This is a genomic window from Fretibacterium fastidiosum, assembly GCF_964642095.1.
GTDB classification, from domain to species: domain Bacteria; phylum Synergistota; class Synergistia; order Synergistales; family Aminobacteriaceae; genus Fretibacterium; species Fretibacterium fastidiosum.
In genome coordinates this window covers 2,578,716-2,599,822 of record NZ_OZ209244.1, presented here as the reverse complement: position 1 = coordinate 2,599,822, position 21,107 = coordinate 2,578,716, and the positions used below count along the sequence as shown (strand labels likewise).

The following is a 21,107-nucleotide window of genomic DNA, read 5'->3' as shown; positions in this document are numbered from 1 at the left end:
ACTGTCAACCATATGGGCTCCCTTCAGTGCCTGAAACTTCATCAGGCCGCGCGAAGCGCGTGGGGATTGGGGCGTAGCCCCATTTTAAAATTTTAGGGAAGCGCTAAAGGATACCTTACTTTGATGATCCTTGGTTGCTTTCAACAACTTTTCGAGTTGATCAGCGCTTCCCTTATTTAGGATGGTGTGTGGATTTGGGACAGATTCAGATCATCGTTGAGGGCATGACGGCGAGTGGCAAGTCCACGGTGGTGGACCTGCTGGCGGAGCGCCTGGGGTTCAAGGTGATGCCGGAGGAGTTTCGCGACCAGCACGACCTTTTGAGCCGCTTCCACCACGACAGGCGGTGGGCGTTCCCCATGCAGCTGAACTTCCTGGTGACGCGCTTTGCGCAGTACCTCTGCGCGTCGGAGGAAAACGATTACATCATGGACCGCAGCATCTTCGGCGACAAGGTCTACGCCACGCTCTACTACAAGCAGCACTACTTCACGGACAGCCAGTTCGGCTGTTACCTGACGCTCTACGACTCCCTCCTGCGGAACACGGCGTCCCCGCGGCTCCTGGTCCTGGTGCGCTGCCCCTTTGAGGAGATCCTGCGCCGCATTCGGGCACGGGGCCGTCAGGACGAGATCGACGCCGGGGTGGAGTACTGGCGCCTGCTCTTCGACGCCTATCAGCCGTTCCTCGAATTCGTGCGCAAGGAGATGCAGATCCCGAACGTCCTGGAGCTGGACCTGGCGGACCCGGCCTTCATCAAAACGCCGGAGCGCGTGGAGAGGTTCCTGGACGACGTGAAGGCCTTCTTCCCGGAGCGCTTTGCGGGGGCCGCACAGCCGTAAGGACCTGTGACGCCGCGATCGTTGGCGCAGGCCCCGCAGGCGTCTTTGTGACGGCGGAGTTGGCGCGCCACGGCAAAAAGGTTCGGATCGCCGATAAGGGGTTGCGCCGCGGCACCGTCCAGGCGGCGGCCAGTGGGATGTTGCTCAGGCTGTAGCTACCTGAGGGCTCACACGTTTCCGAGGTGTACGTGCGCGAGCTCTGCGAGGGCTGCGTCCTCCATGCGGCGCAGGAGGGCGCGGGACGTGGGCGGTGCGTCGTGGCGCCGCGCGGGAAAACAGCGCGTGATGTGCAGGGGGATGTCTCGCGACAGGGAGGCGATCCAGCCCACCATCGCCGCGAAGGCCGCCATGTCGTCGTTCAGTCCGGGAACGGCGAGGTGCGTCAGCTCCACGTGGACGCCGCCCCGCACCCATAGGGCGACGGTCCGCTTCACGGCCTCCAGGTCCCCGCCGAGCCGTCGGTACCCCTCCGGCGTGAACGCCTTGAGGTCCACGTTCGCCGCGCTGATCCATGGCAGGAGGTCCCGCGCCGCCTCCTCCGACATCGCCCCGTTCGTGACGAGGACCGTCGCGATCCCCGCCTCCCTCAGCAGGGGAGCGGCCTCCAGGAGGTACTCCGCCTGAAGGGTGGGCTCGTTGTAGGTGAGGGCCAGAGCGTCCAGCCCCAGGCCCCGGACCTCCCTCGCCAGCGCCTCCGGCGGCAGGAACGGGACGGAGGCGTAGGCGCCGTAGACGCTTTTTGCCGGTCGGGCGATGCGCCAGTTCTGGCAGAAGGGACAGTCCATCGTGCAGCCCAGGCTTCCCAGCGAGTAGATGAGGCTGCCGGGCCGCCAGTGGGCGAGGGGCTTCTTCTCGATGGGGTCCACGGCCCGCGCGCAGAACCGTCCGAGCCAGGGCGAGAGGAGCGTCCCCCCGTGGTTGAGGCGGACGCCACAAGCCCCTGCGGCCCCGTCTGTGATGCGGCACCCGCGAAAACACAGGCCACAGGCGACGCGCCCATCCTCATCGCGCTTCCACCAGCGTGACGTCGTGCCCATCCGCGCCGCAAGCGATCCGTCGCCCCCGTAGAGGCGAAGGACGCGCTGCCTCTACCCCCTTTCCCTTGGGAAGCGCTGATTAATCTTCAAAAGTTGTTGAAAGCAATCAAGGAGCATCAAACAAAGGGTATCCTTCAGCGTTTCCCTGAAATTTTAAAATGGGGCTACGCCCCCCCTTCGGGGAGCCTTCCGGCAGCCGTTCGCCCTTGCTCACGGGCCGTCAGTCCCAATCCCCACGCGCTTCGCACGACCTGATGAAGTTTCAGGCACTGAGGGAGCCCATACGGTTGACAGTTCTCAACAACTTAATCAGTGTTTCCCTTGTTTCAGCTTTCTATTCCGTTCGAGCTCGGTAATTCAAAAACGGAACTTCAGCGCCAAACGTCTCGCTCAGGCCTGCCAGACCCCCGCCTCCGAGAGCTGGCGGGTGACCGTCCCCGCCCAGTCCCGATTGCTGGCGGGGGAGGCCGGGCTGGGGTGAAGGATGCGCAGGACCTGGACGTCTGTGCCGCAGAGCGCCTCCCGCGCACGGGCCTCGGCGAAGGCCCCCACGCCGACGACCCACCTGGGGGAGAGGGCGTGGACCGCGGCGCGCAGGTGCTCGCCGCACGCTGCATAGAGGGCCGTCCGGAGCTCCGGAGGCAGGCGGTCCGGCGTGAGATTGCGCCCTCCCTCCGTCCCGTTTTTGCGCGGGGAGGGGGCGATGAAGAGCAGCGGGCAGAAGTTGACGACGAAGTGCTCTGCGAAGAAGCCCTCCGGGGTCCCGAAGCGCCCGGAGAAGAGTCCCCAAAGGCGGCGGCCGCTGACCTCGGAACGCCTGCAGGCGGTGCCCTCCACGGGATAGGCGGGGTGCGGACGGGCCGGCCTGCCGTTCAAGGGGACGTCGAGCTTCAGCCAGTCCCGGACGACGGCGGCCTCGCCGAAGGGCACTCCCGTCTGAGCCATGCCCCAGGGGCCGGGGTTCATCCCCAGGAACACCACGCGCTTCCGCCCCCGTCCGAAACGCCTCACGTAGGCCGAGAAGGCGTCCCAGGCGTAGTCCAGGGGGTCGTAGACGGCCGCCGCAGGCGGGACGAAGCTCATGGCGTCCACCTCCGCCCTCAGCTTCCGCGCGGCGGCGAGCTGTGCCTCGACGGAGGCCGCGTCCCGGGTTGTCGGCACCGGTCAGTCCTTCGCGCCGTGAGGGGCCAGGCGAAGCTCCCCGTCCTCGACGTCGACGTCGATGCGCGTGCCGTCCGCGAACTTCCGCGCCAGTAGGGAGTCGGCCAGTCGGTCCTCCAGCAGGGATTGGATGGCTCGGCGCAGGGGGCGGGCGCCGTACTTCGGCTTGAAGCCCTTCTCCAGGATCTTCTCCTTCGCCCCCACGCTGACGTCCAGGGAGAGTCCCTGTCCCTTCAGCCGACCGTCCAGCTCCGCCAGCATGGCGTCGACGATGCGCAGCAGGCTGTCCCGCGACAGGGGACGGAAGACGGCCATCTCGTCGATGCGGTTCAGGAACTCCGGCCGGAAGGTGCGCTGAGCTTCTTCCATGATGACGGCCTTCTGGTGCTCCCAGTTTCGCTGTTCCGACGCCTCCGCGGAGCCGAAGCCCAGTGCGCTGCCCTGCTGGGCCTCCTTCGCGCCGACGTTGCTCGTCATGATGATGACCGTGTTGCGGAAGTCGACCCTGCGTCCCTGGCCGTCGGTCAGGTGCCCGTCGTCCAGGATCTGCAGCAGGACGTTGTAGACCTCCGCGTGGGCCTTCTCGATCTCGTCGAACAGGATGACGGAGTAGGGCCGTCGCCGGACGGCCTCCGTCAGCTTCCCCCCGCTCTCATGCCCCACGTAGCCGGGGGGGGCGCCCAGGAGCTTCGAGACCTCGTGCTTCTCCATGAACTCGCTCATGTCGATGCGGATCATGGCGTCCTCGCGTCCGAAGAGAAATCGGGCCAGGCAACGGGCCAGCTCCGTCTTGCCCACGCCGGTGGGGCCCATGAACAGGAAGCTGCCGATGGGCCGCCGCGGGTCGTGGAGGCCCGTGCGCGCGCGGCGGATGGCCCGCGCCACGGCGCTGACCGCCTCGTCCTGTCCGATCAGGCGGGAGGATATCTCGTCCTCCATGCGCAGGAGTCGCTCCGTCTCCGTCTCCGTGAGCTGCTTCACCGGGATGCCCGTCATCTCCGCCACCACCTCGGCGATGTCCTCGCCCGTGACCTCGACGCGCGCCTCGCTCCGTCCGCTGCGCCACTCCTCCATCGCAGCCTCGAGCTGGTCCGCCAGGGCGTGCTCCTCGTCGCGCAGCTGCGCCGCGCGCTCGAACTGCTGATTCAGCACGGCTTCCTCCTTCTGGCGCTGAGTGTCCGCGAGGCGGCGCTCCAGCTCCCGGACGGACTCCGGCGGGTCCAGCGACCGAAGCCGGGTCCGTGCCCCGGCCTCGTCGATGAGGTCGATGCCCTTGTCCGGCAGGAAGCGGTCCTGCACGTAGCGCGAGGAGAGGCTCGCTGCAGCCTGGAGGGCGTCGTTCGTGAAGGTGACCTGGTGGTGTTCCTCGTAACGGTCCCGGAGCCCACGCAGGATGCTGACGGAGTCCTCGATGCCGGGCTCCTCGATCAGGATGGGCTGGAAGCGGCGCTCCAGGGCGCTGTCGCGCTCCACGTACTTGTGGTACTCCGCCTGGGTCGTCGCGCCGATCATCTGGAACTTCCCGCGCGAGAGGCTGGGCTTCAGGATGTTGGCCGCGTCCATTGCCCCCTCGGCGCTGCCGGCGCCGACGATGGTGTGCACCTCGTCCACGAAGAGGATGACCTCGCCGGAGTCGGAGAGCTCCTTCACGATGCGGCGCAGCCGCTCCTCGAACTCCCCCCGGTACTTGGTGCCCGCCACGAGGTTCGCCGTGTTGAGCTGGATGATGCGCTTCTCCCTCAGGGGGTCCGGCGCGGCGCCCGACGCGATCTTTTGGGCCAGCCCCTCGACGATGGCCGTCTTGCCGACGCCGGGGTCGCCGATCAGGACGGGGTTGCTCTTCGTGCGTCGGCACAGCGCCTGGATGACGCGGCGGATCTCCCGCTCGCGCCCGATGACGGGGTCGAGCTCGCCGTCGCGGGCCTTCCGGGTCAAGTCCACTCCCAGCTGATCCAGCGTCGGCGTGCGGCTCCTGCTCTGCCGCTTCAGCCGGTCCGTCAGGAGCTCCACGTTCTGCCCCTGGCCCCCCCCGGCGCTCACTGCGCTGGCTTCGATGATGGTGGTCACCTGTTTCAGGACGGCCTCCCTGGTGATCCCCATCGTCAGGAAGTGCTGGACCACCATGCTGCTCTCGTCCGCCAGGACGCCCAACAGGATGTGCTCCGTATCGACGTAGTTGACGCCCATCTTGCGGGCCTCGACCATGGACAGCTCAAGCGCCCTCTTCATGCGCGGACTGAGCGGCAGGTCAATGGGCCTGGACGCGGGCTGGGATCGCCCCATGATCTCCCGGATGTGGGTGCACAGCCTCTCAGGCGACACGTCCAACTCGATCAGGGCGCGACAGGCGATGCCGCCGCCCTCCTGCGCCAGCCCCACCAGGAGGTGCTCCGGCTCCACCATGGGATGCCCCATCTGAAGCGCTTCGTGGTGGGCCAGCTGGATGACTCTCTTGCCTCGTTCCGTGAAAAATTGCCACATGTCATGCTCTCCTTAGTGTGAAAAAACGGCGTGCGTTCAGGCCAGCATCAGGCCCCGCAGCATCCTCTTCAGCATCTCCGCCTGAATGACGCTTCGTTTGTGCTGGGACAGGTCGAAATCGCTGCGTCCCATCTCGTCGGCGTGCCGCAGCGCCACCTCGATCAGAAGGCGCTCGCGCACGGTAATGAGGCCGCGCTCCTGCAGGGACTGGAGGAGGCGGCGGCAGTCCTGCTCCGAGATGGAGTCCCCCACGATGTCCTCGACGTGCTTCAGGCGCTCCTCCGGCTCCTCGCAGGAGATGCGCAGGATGCGGATGTACCCGTGCCCGCCCCGTTGGCTCTCCACCAAAAAGCCGCGCTCTGGCGTGAAGCGGCTCCGCAGGACGTAGTTGATCTGGCTCGGCACGCAGCCGAAAAACTCCGCCAGCTCCTTGCGCCGGAGGGAGACGGAGGGTTCCGTCTCCGTCTCGAAGAGCTCCTGAATGTATTTTTCAATGGCCAGGGTCAAGTTGGGCATACCCCTTACCTCCGTTCCGTGGTTGGCCGAATCCCGAAGTCAAAGCCGACGATCCGACAGGGCCTCATTCTATCCTTATGGTCAGTGATAATCAATAACTAAAAATGCCGATAGAGGCCGTTTGGGGCTACGTGTCGAGTGACAGACCAGGAGAGGGGTTCACCTCCCCTGCAAGGGGAGGTGGTTCGCGCTAGCGAACCGGAGGGGTTGTCTTTCACGCCCTAAAACAACCCCCCAGCCCCTGCGGGGCAGCCCCCCTTGCAGGGGGGCAAAAGCGCGCCCTGCTTGCCTTGCCTCCCCTGCAAGGGGAGGTGGCCCAACGGGCCGGAGGGGTTCGGCCAGACGACCGGCCTCACGCAAGCCGATCTTTCGGGAGGATTGCGGCGGCCGGTTGGTCGGCTGAGGGCGAAGGAAGTCCGGGGGACTTCCGCAGCTCGGCCAGACGACCGGCCTCACGCAAGCCGATCTTTCGGGAGGATTGTGGCGGCCGGTTGGTCGGCTGTGCCGAAACAAGGCAATGGATTGCCTTGTGGAGGCGTTGGCGGGGAATGTCGGACAGGCGCGTCTTATGAAAAACACTCGCCGCCCCTACCCCTCCCTTTCGGGGAGCCTTCCGGCTGCCGTTTGCTACCGCTCACGGGCCGTCAGTCCCAGCCCCTTCGGAGCTCGCCAGCCCCCCTTTCGGGGGAGGCAATCCACATTAGACGCGAATTGGTATCAGGAGCTGGCATCCCCTCTTTATGAACCTCAGTTGATGTTCGTATTCTGATCTTCTTTTTAGAAAATTAACAACAACTTCTTGTTTCCCCTCTTGACACGGCCTTGTAAGCTTGATAGGATAAAAACATATGGTTTTTGTGCTTCATGGATATAGACTTGGAACTCGAAAGGGCAATCGGGAGAGCCGCGGCGACGCGCAGACCTGAACAACCACGAATTTCTGAAATCGACAGCGCGAAGCGGCCTACCACAATGTATTGAGGTAGGAAAGTTGCTTTACGCTTTTTGTTTATTTATGTATATCTATCTAAGGAAGGAGGATGCATGATGGATTTTCTTGCTCTTGTGTTTCCCTCTGAGAAAAAATGGATACGCTTGATTTTGGCTTTGATTGGTGGCGGGCCGTTGATGTTTTCCTCCGAAAGTGTCTGGTGGACCGTGGGCTTCCTTGCGTCGATCACGTTTTGGTGGTTTTTGAGCCTCGTCTTGGAAATGTTGGGGGTGGTGGAGATAAATACGGCAAATCGGATAGCCTTTTTATCTCCCCTTGCCGTTTCGCTGGGGCTGTGGTTTTGGATGCATGATCTTCCCGGGATTTACTTTTTTATTCCGGCGATTGTCTTGGGGCTGGGCCTGATCATGCCCTTGAGTTTCCTGATGTGTGACCCGCGTCATCCTTCTACGTGGTTATAGAAAAATAAAAAAGCATTGATTTTGTTGGGAGCTTAAAGATGTCTGGAAGAAAAATTCTTTTGTTTCTTTTTGTTGGAGTGATGGCTTTGTGGGGTATTTCCCAGATGTTTTCTCCATCTGGCCCAAATGCGGAGAGTATTTATAAAATGGTAACCCGCCTTTATTTTCGTTCTATAGATGACGTTAATAAAATAATGGGGAAACCAGGTGATAAGCTTAAGGTACCGAAGGAAGGATATGCCTGGTTATTTGACTCTGGAGATAATAATTTTTTTCATAAAAATAGTATTGTGTGTGTTTTTAAAGATGGTTATTGCATGGCTGTAAGTTATTCAGAAATTTACGAGAGCAAAAAACAGGCTGCTAAACGATATGACGAAATACTGAAAGGGTTGTCAAAAAAATTAGGCTCTGCTGTGAGGGATGACCGGGGTTTCCTTAGTTGGTTTATGGAAGAAAAGAAACTGGGTATCATGCAATTGTTTTTTCATGATAAGGAAGTGACAGGTGTGTTTGTTGTAATAAAGAAAAAGGATTTTTATAATGAAACCATTTAGATTAAAGTTTGAGTTGTGTTTCTTTATTTTTTTGTGGTTAGGGAATGAGTCAGCTTGGGCTGTGGAACCAGTGAAAATTTATCAGAAGTTGAATTCTTTGTTTATAACGGAAAATGTTTCAGAAGTCTTAAAAAGTTGGGGAAATCCTACGTTTGAAGAGAAGGGTATTCCATACTGGCAATGGGAAGGTGGGATATTGTGCTGTATTGTTGAAAAAGGGCAAGCAGAAGTTGCCTCTTACACAGAGACGGCAGATTCAATTGACGTAATGGATTCCAGGCTCTTGGCGAAGTATAGACGTTTTAAGAAGAGTTTTGCCTCCATTTTAAAGATGAAGGGGGTGGAAATGGAAGCGAATTTGGAGATGAATAACCAGCCTATTAAAGGCCTTACTACTATGTGGAAGAAGGACAATCTACAGTTTGGCTGGATATGTTTTTACAACAAACATTTTCAAAATACCGCACTGCAACTTATTATTCGTCGACAATAACAAGTAGGAAGAGAAGGGGGAGAAATATTTTGTTTTTTTGAATATGTTTTTGGAATAAAAAAATCCTCGAGGACCTAGTACGGGTTTATTATATGCAAAGCCAATAATTGATCGTGCAAAATTTAATAAAAAAATGATTGCTTGGGCTGACAGCCAAAGTTCCCCTGCCCGTGTTGATCCGTTGGTCCTGGACCTGAATCGGGACGGCAAGGTTGAGCTGAAGAACGCGGCGTTTTTGACCTCAACGCCAACGGGTTCCATGAGTTTACCCGTTGGATCGACGGGACGGACGCGTTTCTGGTGCTCGATAAGAACTTCAACGGCAAGGCGGACAATGGAGGCAGCCGACGCCTCCCCTGAAAGGGGACGGCCAGACTGCCAGCGATTCCCCGAAGGGGAGAGTTGTGCAGGTCGGCTGGTTTCTTCATCAGGTGGCCGAACGGAGTGAGAGGGGGGTGTTTTGTTTGTGCGTTCCAATCCAACCCCTCGATCGTGCCTCTTCAGGAGCTGACAGCCCTTCTGTATGAACCTCAGTCGATGTTCATACTTCTGATCTTCTTTTCAGAAAATCAACGACAACTTCTTGTTCCCCCTCTTGACACGGCCTGGCAACCTTGATAGGATAAAAAATATTGTTGTTATGCTTGATGGATATAGACTTGGAACTCGGAAGGGCAATCGGGAGCACCGCGGCGACGCGCAGACCTGAACAACCACGAATTTCTGAAATCGACAGCGCGAAGCGGCCCGGAAGAAGGGACGTATCGCGCTCTTTTTTCTAAATCCCTACAGGATGGTGAACGGCTGAAAAAGTTAGAAGAAGTGGGAGGCGAAATTATGAAGTTAAAAGAACATGATAATGAGGTTGTAAAAATACGATCGCATTTTTCTAAGACCTTCTTTTTTGTTTACAGCATTGGGATCATTACGATACTGTTTGCAAAATTAAAAGGGATTTCTTCGCTCCTTAGTATTACCAGTATGTGTTGGTATTTGGTTATTTTGAATGAGTCATGGTTTCTTTATTTTTATATGAAACAAAAGAATGTTACGAGATAGGTATTTTGTGATTTATCCCAAATAGAGGGAAATAATGCGTTAATAGTGATTCGAATAGTCTTATTGGCAAAGTCTATCGAGTTTATTGAATCACCATTTAGTACATTTCTTTTTATTACATTGGCAATTTTCTTTTTAATGATCAATTTTAGTGTCGTAAGTCTTTTAGGGCTGTATAGTTACTTAAATTCTAAGTCAGAATCAGTGTTCGCAGCAAAGTATCGACATATTTTATTGATCAAGGCTCGGGATTTAAAAAAAATAGCAATATCAATGCTACTTTACCTTATTGCAGTAATTTTTGTTCTAAATGAAGATAATTTTATTGCAGTTAGAATTATTTCGGGGGTGATTTCTGGACTAATCTTATTAGTCATTATGTGTTTGTTAGTGGCCTCGGTGAAAAAAATTATTTGTTTAAATTGTGGAGAGGCGGAAGAAGATGGCAATAAAATATAAGGCTTTTTGGCGGAATATTCCTTTAGGAGTGATTGGTTTTGATATTTTTGATGAGTATTTGGATATGAGCTAGACGATATATTTTTTCGTTGGCTTATATCTGATGCCACCCCCACCCGTGTTGAGCCGTTGGTCCTGGACCTGAACCGGGATGGTAAGGTTGAGCTGAAGAACGCGGCGTTTTTGACCTGAACGCCAACGGGTTCCACGAGTTTACGCGGTGGATCGACAAGACGTACGCCTTTCTGCTACTGGACAAGCACTTCAACGGCAAGGCGGACAATGGAGGCAGCCGACGCCTCCCCTGAAAGGGGAGGTGGCCCGAAGGGCCGGAGGGGTTGTTTCTTGCGCTCAAAAATACCCCCCCAGCCCCTGCGGGGCAGTCCCCCTTGCAGGAGGGCCAACAATCAGTCCATCTCCCCCCTCAGCGCCTCCACCTCACCACGGGACAGCCCGGTGAAGTCAACGACCTGCTCCAACGGGACGCCCCGCACCAGCATCCGCCGCGCCGTGGAGGCGATGCCCCTGGCTTCGCCTCTTGCCTCACCCAACTTAATGCCCCTTGCCTCACCCAACTTAATGCCTCTTGCCTCACCCAACTTAATGCCTCTTGCCTCGCCCAGCTGGATGCCCTCTATCCTGCCCTTCTCAATACCCTTACGCTCCATGATGCTGACGTACATCCGTCCCGCCTCCTTCGCCTCTTCCAAAGTATTTTCCCACTCTTCGTATTCTCTTGAGCTCTCGTCCTCCGTCAGGTGAATCACGCCTTCCATAAACACCAGCAGCTGCGCCTTGTCCGCGTGGGGCCAGCCCCGTTCGTCCAGAAGCTTCAGCATCTCCTTCAGGTAACTCAGCTTCCTCGGCTCGCTGCTCCGGCTCTTCCACGCCCTCAAGCCCGCCAGGTGCGCCCAGTCGAAGGGGTTGTCGCTCGCCTTCAGGGCCTCTTCGTCCCCCTCATAGAGCTTGAACATGGGGAACTCGTACTTCACCCGCGTGCCGTAGCCCTCCCAGGAATAGACCCCGCAGGACTGCGCCTCCGACAGGGGCTCGATGAGGAGGGCCAGGGCACTGACGTGCCTTCGGTAACGGCCCTCCAGCAAGCCGCGGTAGCGGTGCATCCGCAGGGGGAAGTCTTCGTTCCCGCCCCGGCCCTGCACCTCCACGTGAAGGAGGACCCAGGCGTCTTCCTTGGCGCGGAGGGGGACGTTTGCCAGGAGGTCCACGAATCGGTTCCCGTCCGGCTCGCCGCCCTCCGGCCTTTGGGTGAAGCGGGCCAGCCGGCGCAGTTCCTTATCGAGGAAAACGACGTCCCGTTTCTCGTCGAGGTCTCTGGCCAGGTCGGGCAGCAAAGAGTGAAGCATAGGGACGAAGAACCTGGCCAGCAGGTCCTTCCAGAGCAAGTCATCACGTCGCGGTTCTTTGGTGGCCTTCTCCGATGGGTCTTTTTTCTTCCCGCCCATGACGTCACCTCGTTTCGTGATTTGCCGCGCACTCAGGCTTTCCCTGTACCAGTATAGCAGAGCTCAGGAGAGTTTGATCAGAAAGGGGCTCAAAAACTCCAGACTTGCTGCGTTTTGCCTCCCCTTGCAGGGGAGGCAAAAAGAAGAGCGCGCTTTTCTGGCCCCCCTGAAAGGGGGGCTGCCCCGCAGGGGCTGAGGGGTTGTCGTTGGGCGTGAGAAACGACCCCTCCGGCCCTTTGGGCCACCTCCCTTTGCAGGGGAGGCGAAAAGAAGAGTGCGCTTTCTGGCCCCCCTGAAAGGGGGGCTGCCCCGCAGGGGCTGAGGGGTGTTGAGCCTGAGAAACAACCCCTCCGATTCGCTGACGCGAACCACCTCCCCTTTCAGGGGAGGCAATCCATATTAAACGCGAATTGGTATCAGCTGATCTTCATGTTTTTGAGCGTCTTTTTAGAAAAAACTTCTTGTTTCCCTTCTTGACACGGCCCGGCAACCTTGATAGGATAAAAATACATCGTTTTTGTGCTTCATGGATATAGACTTGGAACTCGGAAGGGCAAACGGGAGCGCCGTCACGACGCGCAGACCTGAACAACCACGAATTCCTGAAATCGACAGCGCGAAGCGACCCGGAGGAAGGGAGGGTTCGCGCTCTTCTTTAAAATTCAGGCAAAACGACGAACGGCTGAAAAATTCAGAAGAAGTGGGAGGCGAAAGTCCTTGCGACGGAAGTTATCTGCGGCGAGCGCGTGTTTTTTTGTGGCGTCCTTCCTTTTGTCGTTGGGCTTGGCAGTGCCGGCCCTTGGCGCTATGGGGAGGGATGACTTCTTTGCCTTGGTCGAGAGCGGCGACATTGCGGAGATCGAGGCGGTGATCCGGAACGGACAGGACTTGGAACAGGAGAACGAGAGCGGCTGGACGCCCCTGTTCATGGCCATCAGGAGGGGAGACCCCGATGTCGTTCGGCTGCTGCTCCGTGCCTCAGCGAAGCCCGGACACAGGGCTAACGGGGACATGACCACTTTGCACTGTGCCATGATCGCCCTAGCGAAAGGCCGCCCTCTGGAGAAGACGCTGGAGATCGTGAACCTTCTGTTGTTGGAGGATATGAGCCTGGCCAATGCCCGGAATCGTGATGGAACGACGCCGCTCCACATTGCAGCGCTGCTTTACAGTGACAGGGAAATCCGTAACCAAATCCAGCAGGGGGATTTGAAGGATATTCCACGACTGCTGGAGGTTCTGTTCAGCGTAGGAGCGGATCCGAATATCAAGAATAAGGAAGGAAATACGGCGCTGCATGAGGCGACGTTAGGGGAAGATGAGGAAGTGGCGCTCCTGTTGATTCAGTCTGGAGCTGACGTCAACGCTGTTAATAATGAAGGACTTACGCCCCTTTGGGGTGCCGCGGCTATGGGACTGCCGCGGGTAGTGTCCGCTCTGCTGGAGCGTGGGGCCAATCCAAATGTCCGCACGGAGGGTATGACACCTTTGCACATGGCGACAGGAATAAGCTTTTTGAGGCGCAAGCCTTCGGGAGAATGGGAGAGCTTCAGCGAGATGTTGAAGCGTACAGGAAGGGATGGAACTGACTTTCTGAAGATGACAAAAGCTTTGGTCGAGACCGGGGCAGAGGTCAACGCTTTAAATAACTTGAAGCAATCTGAGAAGGGCGAAAGGGGGACGGCGCTTGATATGGCGGAGGAGGGAGGAAATACAATCGTGGCGGAATACCTGAAAAGCGTCGGAGGCAGGAAGAAGAAGCCCTGGTATTGGCCGTTCTGAAATGAGTGGCGATCGAATTCCCTTCAGGTGGGGCGACTTATGGCGTATTTTCTGGGCATCTTTGGGAGAGCTGTCCTTTGAAGAAATGTTTGTACGAGGATTTATTCTGTTGTTTTCTTCATTCGCATCTTGCCGAGGAATAGGGCACCATGCTCCAATGGAACCATATGCTCGAATGGGCATTGTTTTTTATAGTGTTTCCTGGATTCTATTTACTTATATTCGCTATTATTTTTTGCCATCTCATTGGCCATCATGGCTAAAATTCGTTGTAGTTACTCTATATGGCATATTCTGGGGTGTATTGATATCATTTTTTTATCATGTTTCTACGGAACAACTGATTTGGGCCATGTTGTGGGGTATGTGTTCTGTGTCAATTTTAATAATTAATTTTGAATAACATCGGGGGAGGATTGAATAATGCCGTTTTACGATATGAAGGATGTTAGTATTGTTATTGGTGGTGGTGCACTAGAAGCTCTAGAGCCTGCTTTTGATTGAAGGAGAACAGGAATTTTTGATGAAACCGGATGATATGAGAGACGACGTTTGATTCTGTGGGAGGGCGACTTGAAGATGTCAAAACGAAAAATTCTTTTGTTTCTTTTTGTTGGAGCGTCAGCTTTATGGGGTATTTTCCAATTATTTTCTCCATCTGCCCCAAATGCAGAGGTGATTTATGGAATGGTGCATCGCCTTTATGCCCGTTCTTTGGAAGATGTTAATAGGATAATGGGACGGCACGGAGAAAAGTCATCATCAGGTTTTTATACCTGGGAGTTTGACAACAAAGATAAATATTTTTTCTCAGATAATTCTATTGAATGTGTTTTTGAAGAGAATAAATGCGTAGCCGTATTTTATATGGAATATTTCTATGGCGCGAAGAAAGCTGATAAAAGATATCAGGTGTTATTGAAAGGTTTGTCGAAAAAACTGGGAACACCTGTAAGGGACAACAAGGGTTTTCTTGTATGGTCTAGGGGAGAGGAAAAAATTGGACTTATTCGAATGATTTTACCAGGGACGGAGCAAGCTGGGGTTGGAATTGCAGTTAATGAAAAAGATTTCGTTTTATCTAAGGATGGGATGGACAAATGAAAATTAGCAGAAATATTGTTATGATATTATTAATATTTTGTGCTCAAACAGGTTGGGCTTTTGCGCCAAATGCAAATGAAATCTATCAGAAACTGATTCCATTATTCTCTTCGGGGGGAAGCGTTTATGTGTCGACATGGGGTTCACCTATATTTGAAGAGAATGACATTCCAATTTGGCGGTGGGGGAATGGGCAACTTTCTTATATTTCAGAGACGGATGGTATCAATATCGCTTATTATGTGGAAATAGCTGATTCTGTCGAAAAAATGGATTCAAAATTATTGGAACGATATCACTACCTTAAGGATGGTTTCGCGTCCATATTGGGAGAGGGATATATAGATCAGAAGGGGGAAATAAAAGCTCAGGGGGTTGATAGTATCAGTAGAGTTTGGATGAAGGACAGTTTACGGTTTGGATGGCTGTGTTTTTACAATCAACAGATGCAGACGACTACATTACAATTCATTCTCATGAGACATCAGTGAACGAGTTTACGCGGTGGAAGGACAGGATGTCAAGCAGGAGGGGTCTTATGGGGAACGCTTATCTTTACAGCATTCAAAGACAACAGACATCGAAGATCAGTCAGCTGTTGTTTTGTACCTTGGCAAAACCAGGCTGTTAGGATTGCTAAAGGAAAGCTGACCGTATTGTCTGAACATTAAGATAAATTTTGGAACAGCAAATAAGTGTTTGAGGAGAAGATGCCGATGCGAAAAACTTTTTTGATGAGTTTTATGACGGGGCTCTTGTTTGTGTTGGGATGGAAAGTTTTTTCACTGCCTAAAGCCCCTTCTGTCGATGAGATATACCGAAAGATAAACCGTTTTTATGGCTTGTCAGAAACTGAGGTTAATGCGGTTATGGGAGAACCGGAGGGAGTTGAGCGAATGGGGGCTGAACCCATGTACTTCTGGAATATTTTCCCCGATAACTCCTCTTATCGTTTTTATTGTATGTACCACCATGATCGATGTATGGCATCAATGTATTTGGAAATGCATAAGGGGACAAAGCGTTATGAAGTGCGCTATAACGAAATATTGCAGGCGTTGACAGAAAAATTTGGGACATCTGTCCGTGACAGCAGAGGTATTGCAAGCTGGTATAAAGGGGACCAAAAGCTTGGAATAAACCATATGTTTTTTAAAGATCGGGAGCTGGGCGTGGTGAGCATTGTGTTATTTAACAAGAATTTCAAAGTCCCTCTAGGGAAGTGATTGAGAATTGATAAAAATCAGCGGTTCGTTTTTTTTAAGTGCTATCTGTTCTCGTGTCCATTGCAGGAGCTGTTCAACCTGATGCGTTGGCTGTGTACGACAAAGTATACCCTCTTTTTGAGATAGGAGGAGAAAAAGTTCTGGACAGCTGGGGGCAGCCACTTTTTGTTGAACACGGAATACCTTATTGGCGTTGGGAGGATGGTGTTGTGTGTTGTGCTGTCCGCGATGGTCAGCCAATGCTTGCTGCCTATAGCGAGATTGTAGATTCATTTAAGGAAATGTCGCGCGAAATGTTTGATCGTTATCAGAAAGCCAAGGATGAGTTGAGTTCCCTAATTGGCCCTGAGGATGTCGCCTTAGAGGGGAATATCCGACCTCAGTTGGAATTTATGGGGGATGTAAAAGATTTTATAGCTTACTGGCGGCATGGTGAACTTGAGATTACCTTGTCCTGTATGTATGATGACAAGCTTAGAACTACGAGCTTTCATTTTATGATTCGGCGGAAGGGGTTCACATTTTAAATATAAGTTTGAAGAAAAGAGATGAGGAAAAATGACGTTATTAGGGATATTAGCTGGATTACTCATTGGTGGTGCTACTGTTTATGCAGGATCATGGCTATGGGGGAAAAATAGCAGGGTTTTTAGGAGGAGTTGTAGTTGGAGCTTTTATCGGTGAGGGTATAATTCCTGGAGGTACAGTGCCGGGAGCTTTTAGTATAGGTGTTGTTGGAACAGCAACCGATGCTGTAGGAAGCTATTTTATATTAAACAAATATTGCAACGATAGAATTCATGGTGGAGGCAGCCGACGCCTCCCCTGCAAGGGGAGGTGCCGCCGCAGGCGGCGGAGGGGTTCAGCCAGACGACACGACTTACGGACGCCGACAGGCGGTCGACGTCGTGTCGGTCGGCTGAGGGCGAAGGAAGTCCGGGGGACTTCCGAAGCTCAGCCAGACGACACGACTTACGGACGCCGACAGGCGGTCGACGTCGTGTCGGTCGGCTGAGGGCGAAGGAAGTCCGGGGGACTTCCGCAGTTCAGCCAGACGACGCAGCTTATGCAATCGCGTCAGCGATTGCGGAGCTGCGTTGATCGGCTGTGCCGAAACAAGGCAATGGATTGCCTTGTGGAGGCGTTGGCGGGGAATGTCAGACAGACGCGTCTTATGAAAAACACTCGCCGCCCCTACCCCTCCCTTTCGGGGAGCCTAATAAACTGGGGTCCTAAAAACGCGCCGCTTGCTTTGCCTCCCCTGCAAGGGGAGGTGGCCCAACGGGCCGGAGGGATTGCTCGGTCGTGCCCCTTCAGGAGCTGGCAGCCCTTCTTTATAAACCTCAGTCGATGTTCATACCTCTGATCTTCTTTTCAGAAAATCAACGACAACTTCTTGTTCCCCCTCTTGACACGGCCCGGCAACCTTGATAGGATAAAAATATATCGTTGTTATGCTTCATGGATATAGACTTGGAACTCGGAAGGGCAAACGGGAGCGCCGCGGCGACGCGCAGACCTGAACAACCACGAATTCCTGAAAACGACAGCGCGAAGCGCCCCCGGAGAAGGGAGGTTTCGCATTGTGTGTTTCGCTTCTGAGGAAAATAAAAATACTTGGACAAAAAATCGTTCTTTGAGAAGGTGGAAAGGAATAACGTTATGCCCTTTAGCGGATTATTTTGCTGCCGTTATACTTGTGAAGGGTGATCCTTACCTGATATTTACGTGGTATTTCATGTTTTTTTTAGTCGCTTCTTTGCTTTCTCTGCTCTGTTCACTATGGTTTAGATATGGGTTGTTTGGTCATCCTATTCAGCAAACCCGTAAAAAAATATTGTTATTTTTCTTGATCGCTGTTGTGGATATTTTATTTTATAAAATCGTTGTTGAGGTTACGCGTATTTGTGCCCCTGATTTTTTTATATCTGCGTTTTTCTCTCAATGGAGGTTTTTATGGCGTGGTTCAATGAGGTGGATATTGCTTTATTATTTTTCAGGAAGGGTCATTTTAGAATAATAAATAGGTTCCGCGTTATTCTGTGTGGGCACATTTGAGTATGAAGTTGAGTTTTTCTTTAATACATGCTTTGGCTTTCTATAAATAAAGGAGTGGTTAAAGATGATGAAAATATTCAACTACAAAATAGAGTTATTTTTAATCTATTTTTCTTACCTTGTTCCAATGTTGCATTTTTTATTAAACTCTGGAAGGGAAATACACTTTTTGTATAAAGCTATAATTTCAATATTAGCTTTATTGATTTTTGTAATACTGCTTAAAGGTGTGTTGTTTAATGACTATGTTATATTAAGAGGGATTTTTTGGGGTCATGTTTTTTGTCTTTCACTTCCCATTGCAATTTACTATTTTTGTATCGAACGGAAAGGGGATTTTCTTTATGATATTTCTATGGTCTTGTGGCTATTTATAGTAAACATCATTTTTTTCCGGGCCGTACTCGATGCTCGTAAAAGGGAGGAAAAATCACAATGAGTAACTGGTTTATTGATGGTGGTAGGTTTTGGCTTCTTGAAAATTACGATGTTCCTTTTTGAAAATCTTAGGGGATACGAGCCTCTTTATCCTCTCTTTTAAAATGCAAAAACGACGAACGGCTGAAAAATTCAGAAGAAGCGGGAGGCGAAAGTCCTTGCGACGGAAGTTATCTGCAGCGAGCGCGTGTTTTTTTGTGGCGTCCATCCTTTGGCTCTTGGGCTTGGCAGCGCCGGCCCTTGGCGCTATTGGCAAGGATGACTTTTTTACCTTGGTCGAGAGCGGCGACATTGCGGAGATAGAGGCTGCGATTCAGAAAGGGCAGGATATTGAGCAGGAGAATTCTTACGGGTGGACGCCCCTGTTCATAGCCGTCAAGAGGGGAGACCCTGATGTTGTCCGCCTGCTGCTCCGTGCCTCGGCGAACCCCGGACACAGGGCTAACGGGGATATGACCGCTTTGCACTGTGCCATGATTGGCCCGATGAAGGGCTGCCCTCTGGAGAAGACGCTTGAGATCGTGAACCTTCTGTTGTTGGAGGATATGAGCCTGGCCAATGCCCGGAATTGTGACGGAACGACGTCGCTGCACATTGCAGCGCTGCTTTGCAGTGACAGGGAAATCCGCAACCAAATCCAGCAGGGGGATTTGAAGGATATTCCACGGCTGCTGGAGGTTCTGCTCAGTGCAGGTGCGGACCCAAATATCAAGGATAAGAAAGGAAATACGGCGCTGCATGATGCAGTATTGGGATCGGATGATGAGGTGGCGCTCCTGTTGATTCAGTCGGGAGCTGAGGTCAACGCCAGCAACAACGAAGGAGTGACGCCTCTTTGTTTCGCTTCCGGCATGGGGCTGCCGCGGGTGGTGTCCGCTCTGCTGGAGCGTGGGGCCAATCCAAATGTCCGCATGGAGGGTGTAACGCCTTTACATATGGCAACGGGAATAACCCTGACAGACCAAAGACCTTCGGGAGAATGGGAGAGCTTCAGCGAGATGCTGAAGCGCACGGGAAGGGATGGAACCGACTTCCTGAAGGTGGCGAAAGCCCTGGTCGAGGCCGGGGCTGAGGTCAACGCTCTACGCAGTCAAGGTAAAAAGAGAACGCCGCTCGACATGGCCGAGATGTGTAGGAATACGATGGTTGCGGAATACCTCAAGAGCGTCGGTGGCAAGAGGTGGAAGCCTTGGTACTGGCCGTTCTGAAATGAACGGTGAGCGAATTATCTTCAGGATAGGCAGTCTTGGATAGATTTTTGGGGTGTTTCTGGAGAAAAGGGAGTGAAGTACGATGTTCGTTATGTATTCCATAACTCCCATTGGTGACAAAATACCAACCTGCGGAGAATTCCTGGTCATGTGGGGTGCGATGTTTATTGTCGTTGTTTTATATATTGACAGAAAAATCCGTTAGAGAGGTGAAGGTAAATGATAGGGACTTTTTTGATTGACGGGCTAAAAAATTTAGGGGATTTTCTTTGGGAAGTTATTGATAAAGGAGAAGTTTTTATTGGAGGTCTTATGGATTTAGTTGTTAATGGGGCAAGTTGGGGTTTGTCTGGGATAAATCTTATTCATCAGGCTTATAAAATGAATAAAGACGCCCTGCCTCGAATGAAGGAATTGGGCGATAAAAGAAATTGGGAATTCTACCGTCTATTATATCATGAGAAATATGGAGCGTGGCCTGATAGTCAAGCTGTCCTCACCCGCCGCGACCCGTTGGTCCTGGACCTGAACCGGGATGGCAAGGTGGAGCTGAAGAACGCGGCGTTCTTTGACCTGAACGCCAACGGGTTCCATGAGTTTACGCGGTGGATCGACAAGACGGACGCGTTTCTGGTGCTCGATAAGAACTTCAACGGCAAGGCGGACAATGGCAGCGAGCTGTTCGGCGACGTCATGACCCTGCCGGATGGGTCCCTGGCCCTCACGGGCTTCGACGCCCTCAAAGCGTATGATTCCAACGGAGACGGGAAGATCGACGCCTCCGACGATATCTATGCCTCGTTGAAGGTCCTGACGGGCGAAGGAAAGATGGCGAGCCTGGCCGACGCGGGGATCAAGAGCCTGAACGTGGCCTCGGAGGCCGTGAACGCAGACATGTCGCCGACGCTGTCCCAGGACGATCTCGCGAAGCTGACGTGGGAGGAACGGGTGCTGGCCCTGAAGGACCAGGCGCGCGAGGCGGACCGTGCGCTCTGGAAATCGGGTGGTTCGATCCGCAATCAGGGAAGTTTTACATGGCAGGATGGAAGCACGGGCACGATGGCGGAGGCGTTGCCGTACCGCATCCCGATGTACTCCATCCCGGACGAAATCTTGGAAGTCCCTGAGGACATTGCGGCGTTGCCCAACCTGATGGGCTTCGGAAATATGTATGACCTGCGTCAGGCCATGGTCCGCGACGGGGGCGGGGCGCTGCGCGGGCTGGTGGAGCAGTACGCGGCGGAGAAGGACCCGTCGAAGCGCGGGCAGATTTTCGAGTCCCTCCTCCAGAAGTGGGCCGGAGTAGAGGGCGTGGAGCCAGGGAGCCGCGGCAGCCAGATGGACGCGCGGCAACTGGCGTTTCTGGAGCAGTTTTTCGGCGAGGGGTTCAACGGCGTGGACGGGCCGAACCCCAACAACACGGCAGCACCGATCCTGAAGGAGCTCTACGCGGACCTCGTGCGGGACATGGAGGCGGGGCTGCTGGCGCAGACGCACCTGAAGCCGTTCTTCGAGCACGTGGAGTACAAGGTGACGGAGCCGGAGAAGGACGCGGAGGGCAACGTCGTGAAGCCGGGAAAGCTGGACATCCTGATGGACCCTGCCTTTGCGGCGTAATTAGAGATTGGCTTCTTTATCCCCTTTCTTCGGGTCTGTTTCATACCAATTTGCGTCTAAAGGGCAAGAAAGGACCCCCTGAAAGGGGGGCTGCCCCGCAGGGGCTGAGGGGTGTTGAGCCTGAGAAACAACCCCTCCGATTCGCTGACGCGAACCACCTCCCCTTGCAGGGGAGGTAATCCTATTAAAC

General features: G+C 53.9%; 20 protein-coding genes. 15 read left to right on the top strand and 5 right to left on the bottom strand.

Annotated elements, in window-relative coordinates:
• Positions 1–194 precede the first annotated feature (194 nt).
• Both ACK28C_RS11705 and ACK28C_RS11700 read left to right on the top strand, forming a co-directional pair.
• Positions 195–842 carry a deoxynucleoside kinase gene (locus ACK28C_RS11705; protein WP_208873901.1) on the top strand — a complete coding sequence of 216 codons (648 nt, stop codon included), beginning with the start codon at positions 195–197 and terminating at the stop codon, positions 840–842.
• A gap of 17 nt (positions 843–859) precedes the next feature.
• Positions 860–997: an FAD-binding protein gene (locus tag ACK28C_RS11700; protein ID WP_208874074.1), complete on the top strand. Its 138-nt coding sequence runs from the start codon at positions 860–862 to the stop codon at positions 995–997.
• A 12-nt stretch (positions 998–1,009) separates the two neighbouring features.
• Here the strand turns inward: ACK28C_RS11700 and ACK28C_RS11695 are convergent, their stop codons facing one another.
• From ACK28C_RS11695 to ACK28C_RS11680, 4 genes are all read right to left on the bottom strand, one after another.
• The gene (locus tag ACK28C_RS11695) at positions 1,010–1,879 is read right to left on the bottom strand and encodes a radical SAM protein (protein ID WP_015557196.1); all 870 of its coding nucleotides are present in this window, start codon (positions 1,877–1,879) and stop codon (positions 1,010–1,012) included.
• A 390-nt stretch (positions 1,880–2,269) separates the two neighbouring features.
• Positions 2,270–3,040: a uracil-DNA glycosylase family protein gene (locus tag ACK28C_RS11690; protein ID WP_208873902.1), complete on the bottom strand. Its 771-nt coding sequence runs from the start codon at positions 3,038–3,040 to the stop codon at positions 2,270–2,272.
• A gap of 3 nt (positions 3,041–3,043) precedes the next feature.
• Complete coding sequence (locus ACK28C_RS11685; RefSeq protein ID WP_015557197.1) at positions 3,044–5,521, bottom strand: ATP-dependent Clp protease ATP-binding subunit; 2,478 nt, start codon at positions 5,519–5,521, stop codon at positions 3,044–3,046.
• A 36-nt stretch (positions 5,522–5,557) separates the two neighbouring features.
• A complete protein-coding gene (locus ACK28C_RS11680) occupies positions 5,558–6,037 on the bottom strand; it encodes a CtsR family transcriptional regulator (protein ID WP_015557198.1) in 480 nt (159 codons plus the stop codon).
• A 1,044-nt stretch (positions 6,038–7,081) separates the two neighbouring features.
• Between ACK28C_RS11680 and ACK28C_RS11675 the strand changes: the two genes are divergently transcribed.
• From ACK28C_RS11675 to ACK28C_RS11660, 4 genes are all read left to right on the top strand, one after another.
• Positions 7,082–7,450, top strand: coding sequence for a hypothetical protein (locus tag ACK28C_RS11675; RefSeq protein ID WP_015557199.1), 369 nt, complete (start codon positions 7,082–7,084; stop codon positions 7,448–7,450).
• A gap of 38 nt (positions 7,451–7,488) precedes the next feature.
• A complete protein-coding gene (locus ACK28C_RS11670; RefSeq protein ID WP_208873903.1) occupies positions 7,489–8,007 on the top strand; it encodes a hypothetical protein in 519 nt (172 codons plus the stop codon).
• Positions 7,994–8,500, top strand: coding sequence for a hypothetical protein (locus tag ACK28C_RS11665; protein ID WP_208873904.1), 507 nt, complete (start codon positions 7,994–7,996; stop codon positions 8,498–8,500). The genes ACK28C_RS11670 and ACK28C_RS11665 overlap by 14 nt, the downstream gene beginning before the upstream one ends.
• A 1,263-nt stretch (positions 8,501–9,763) precedes the next feature.
• A complete protein-coding gene (locus ACK28C_RS11660; RefSeq protein WP_208873905.1) occupies positions 9,764–10,018 on the top strand; it encodes a hypothetical protein in 255 nt (84 codons plus the stop codon).
• 407 nt (positions 10,019–10,425) lie between these two features.
• Here ACK28C_RS11660 and ACK28C_RS11655 read toward each other — a convergent pair whose 3' ends face one another.
• Positions 10,426–11,481 (bottom strand): hypothetical protein, encoded by a 1,056-nt coding sequence (locus ACK28C_RS11655; RefSeq protein WP_243440739.1) that lies wholly within the window; start codon positions 11,479–11,481, stop codon positions 10,426–10,428.
• 807 nt (positions 11,482–12,288) lie between these two features.
• Between ACK28C_RS11655 and ACK28C_RS11650 the strand changes: the two genes are divergently transcribed.
• The 9 genes from ACK28C_RS11650 (at position 12,289) to ACK28C_RS11610 (ending at position 20,917) form a co-directional block, all read left to right on the top strand.
• Positions 12,289–13,263: an ankyrin repeat domain-containing protein gene (locus ACK28C_RS11650; protein ID WP_279369755.1), complete on the top strand. Its 975-nt coding sequence runs from the start codon at positions 12,289–12,291 to the stop codon at positions 13,261–13,263.
• 579 nt (positions 13,264–13,842) lie between these two features.
• Positions 13,843–14,367, top strand: a complete 525-nt coding sequence (locus tag ACK28C_RS11645) for a hypothetical protein (RefSeq protein ID WP_208873907.1) — start codon at positions 13,843–13,845, stop codon at positions 14,365–14,367.
• Positions 14,364–14,858, top strand: a complete 495-nt coding sequence (locus tag ACK28C_RS11640) for a hypothetical protein (protein WP_208873908.1) — start codon at positions 14,364–14,366, stop codon at positions 14,856–14,858. The genes ACK28C_RS11645 and ACK28C_RS11640 overlap by 4 nt, the downstream gene beginning before the upstream one ends.
• Before the next feature lie 225 nt (positions 14,859–15,083).
• Positions 15,084–15,593: a hypothetical protein gene (locus tag ACK28C_RS11635; RefSeq protein WP_409152221.1), complete on the top strand. Its 510-nt coding sequence runs from the start codon at positions 15,084–15,086 to the stop codon at positions 15,591–15,593.
• Between the two features lie 53 nt (positions 15,594–15,646).
• Complete coding sequence (locus tag ACK28C_RS11630; protein ID WP_409152220.1) at positions 15,647–16,120, top strand: hypothetical protein; 474 nt, start codon at positions 15,647–15,649, stop codon at positions 16,118–16,120.
• A gap of 1,058 nt (positions 16,121–17,178) precedes the next feature.
• Positions 17,179–17,613, top strand: a complete 435-nt coding sequence (locus ACK28C_RS11625) for a hypothetical protein (RefSeq protein WP_208873909.1) — start codon at positions 17,179–17,181, stop codon at positions 17,611–17,613.
• Positions 17,614–17,715: 102 nt separating this feature from the next.
• Positions 17,716–18,090 carry a hypothetical protein gene (locus tag ACK28C_RS11620; RefSeq protein WP_208873910.1) on the top strand — a complete coding sequence of 125 codons (375 nt, stop codon included), beginning with the start codon at positions 17,716–17,718 and terminating at the stop codon, positions 18,088–18,090.
• 196 nt (positions 18,091–18,286) lie between these two features.
• Positions 18,287–19,297, top strand: a complete 1,011-nt coding sequence (locus ACK28C_RS11615) for an ankyrin repeat domain-containing protein (RefSeq protein WP_409152219.1) — start codon at positions 18,287–18,289, stop codon at positions 19,295–19,297.
• Positions 19,298–19,705: 408 nt separating this feature from the next.
• A complete protein-coding gene (locus tag ACK28C_RS11610; protein WP_409152218.1) occupies positions 19,706–20,917 on the top strand; it encodes a hypothetical protein in 1,212 nt (403 codons plus the stop codon).
• Positions 20,918–21,107: the final 190 nt, after the last annotated feature.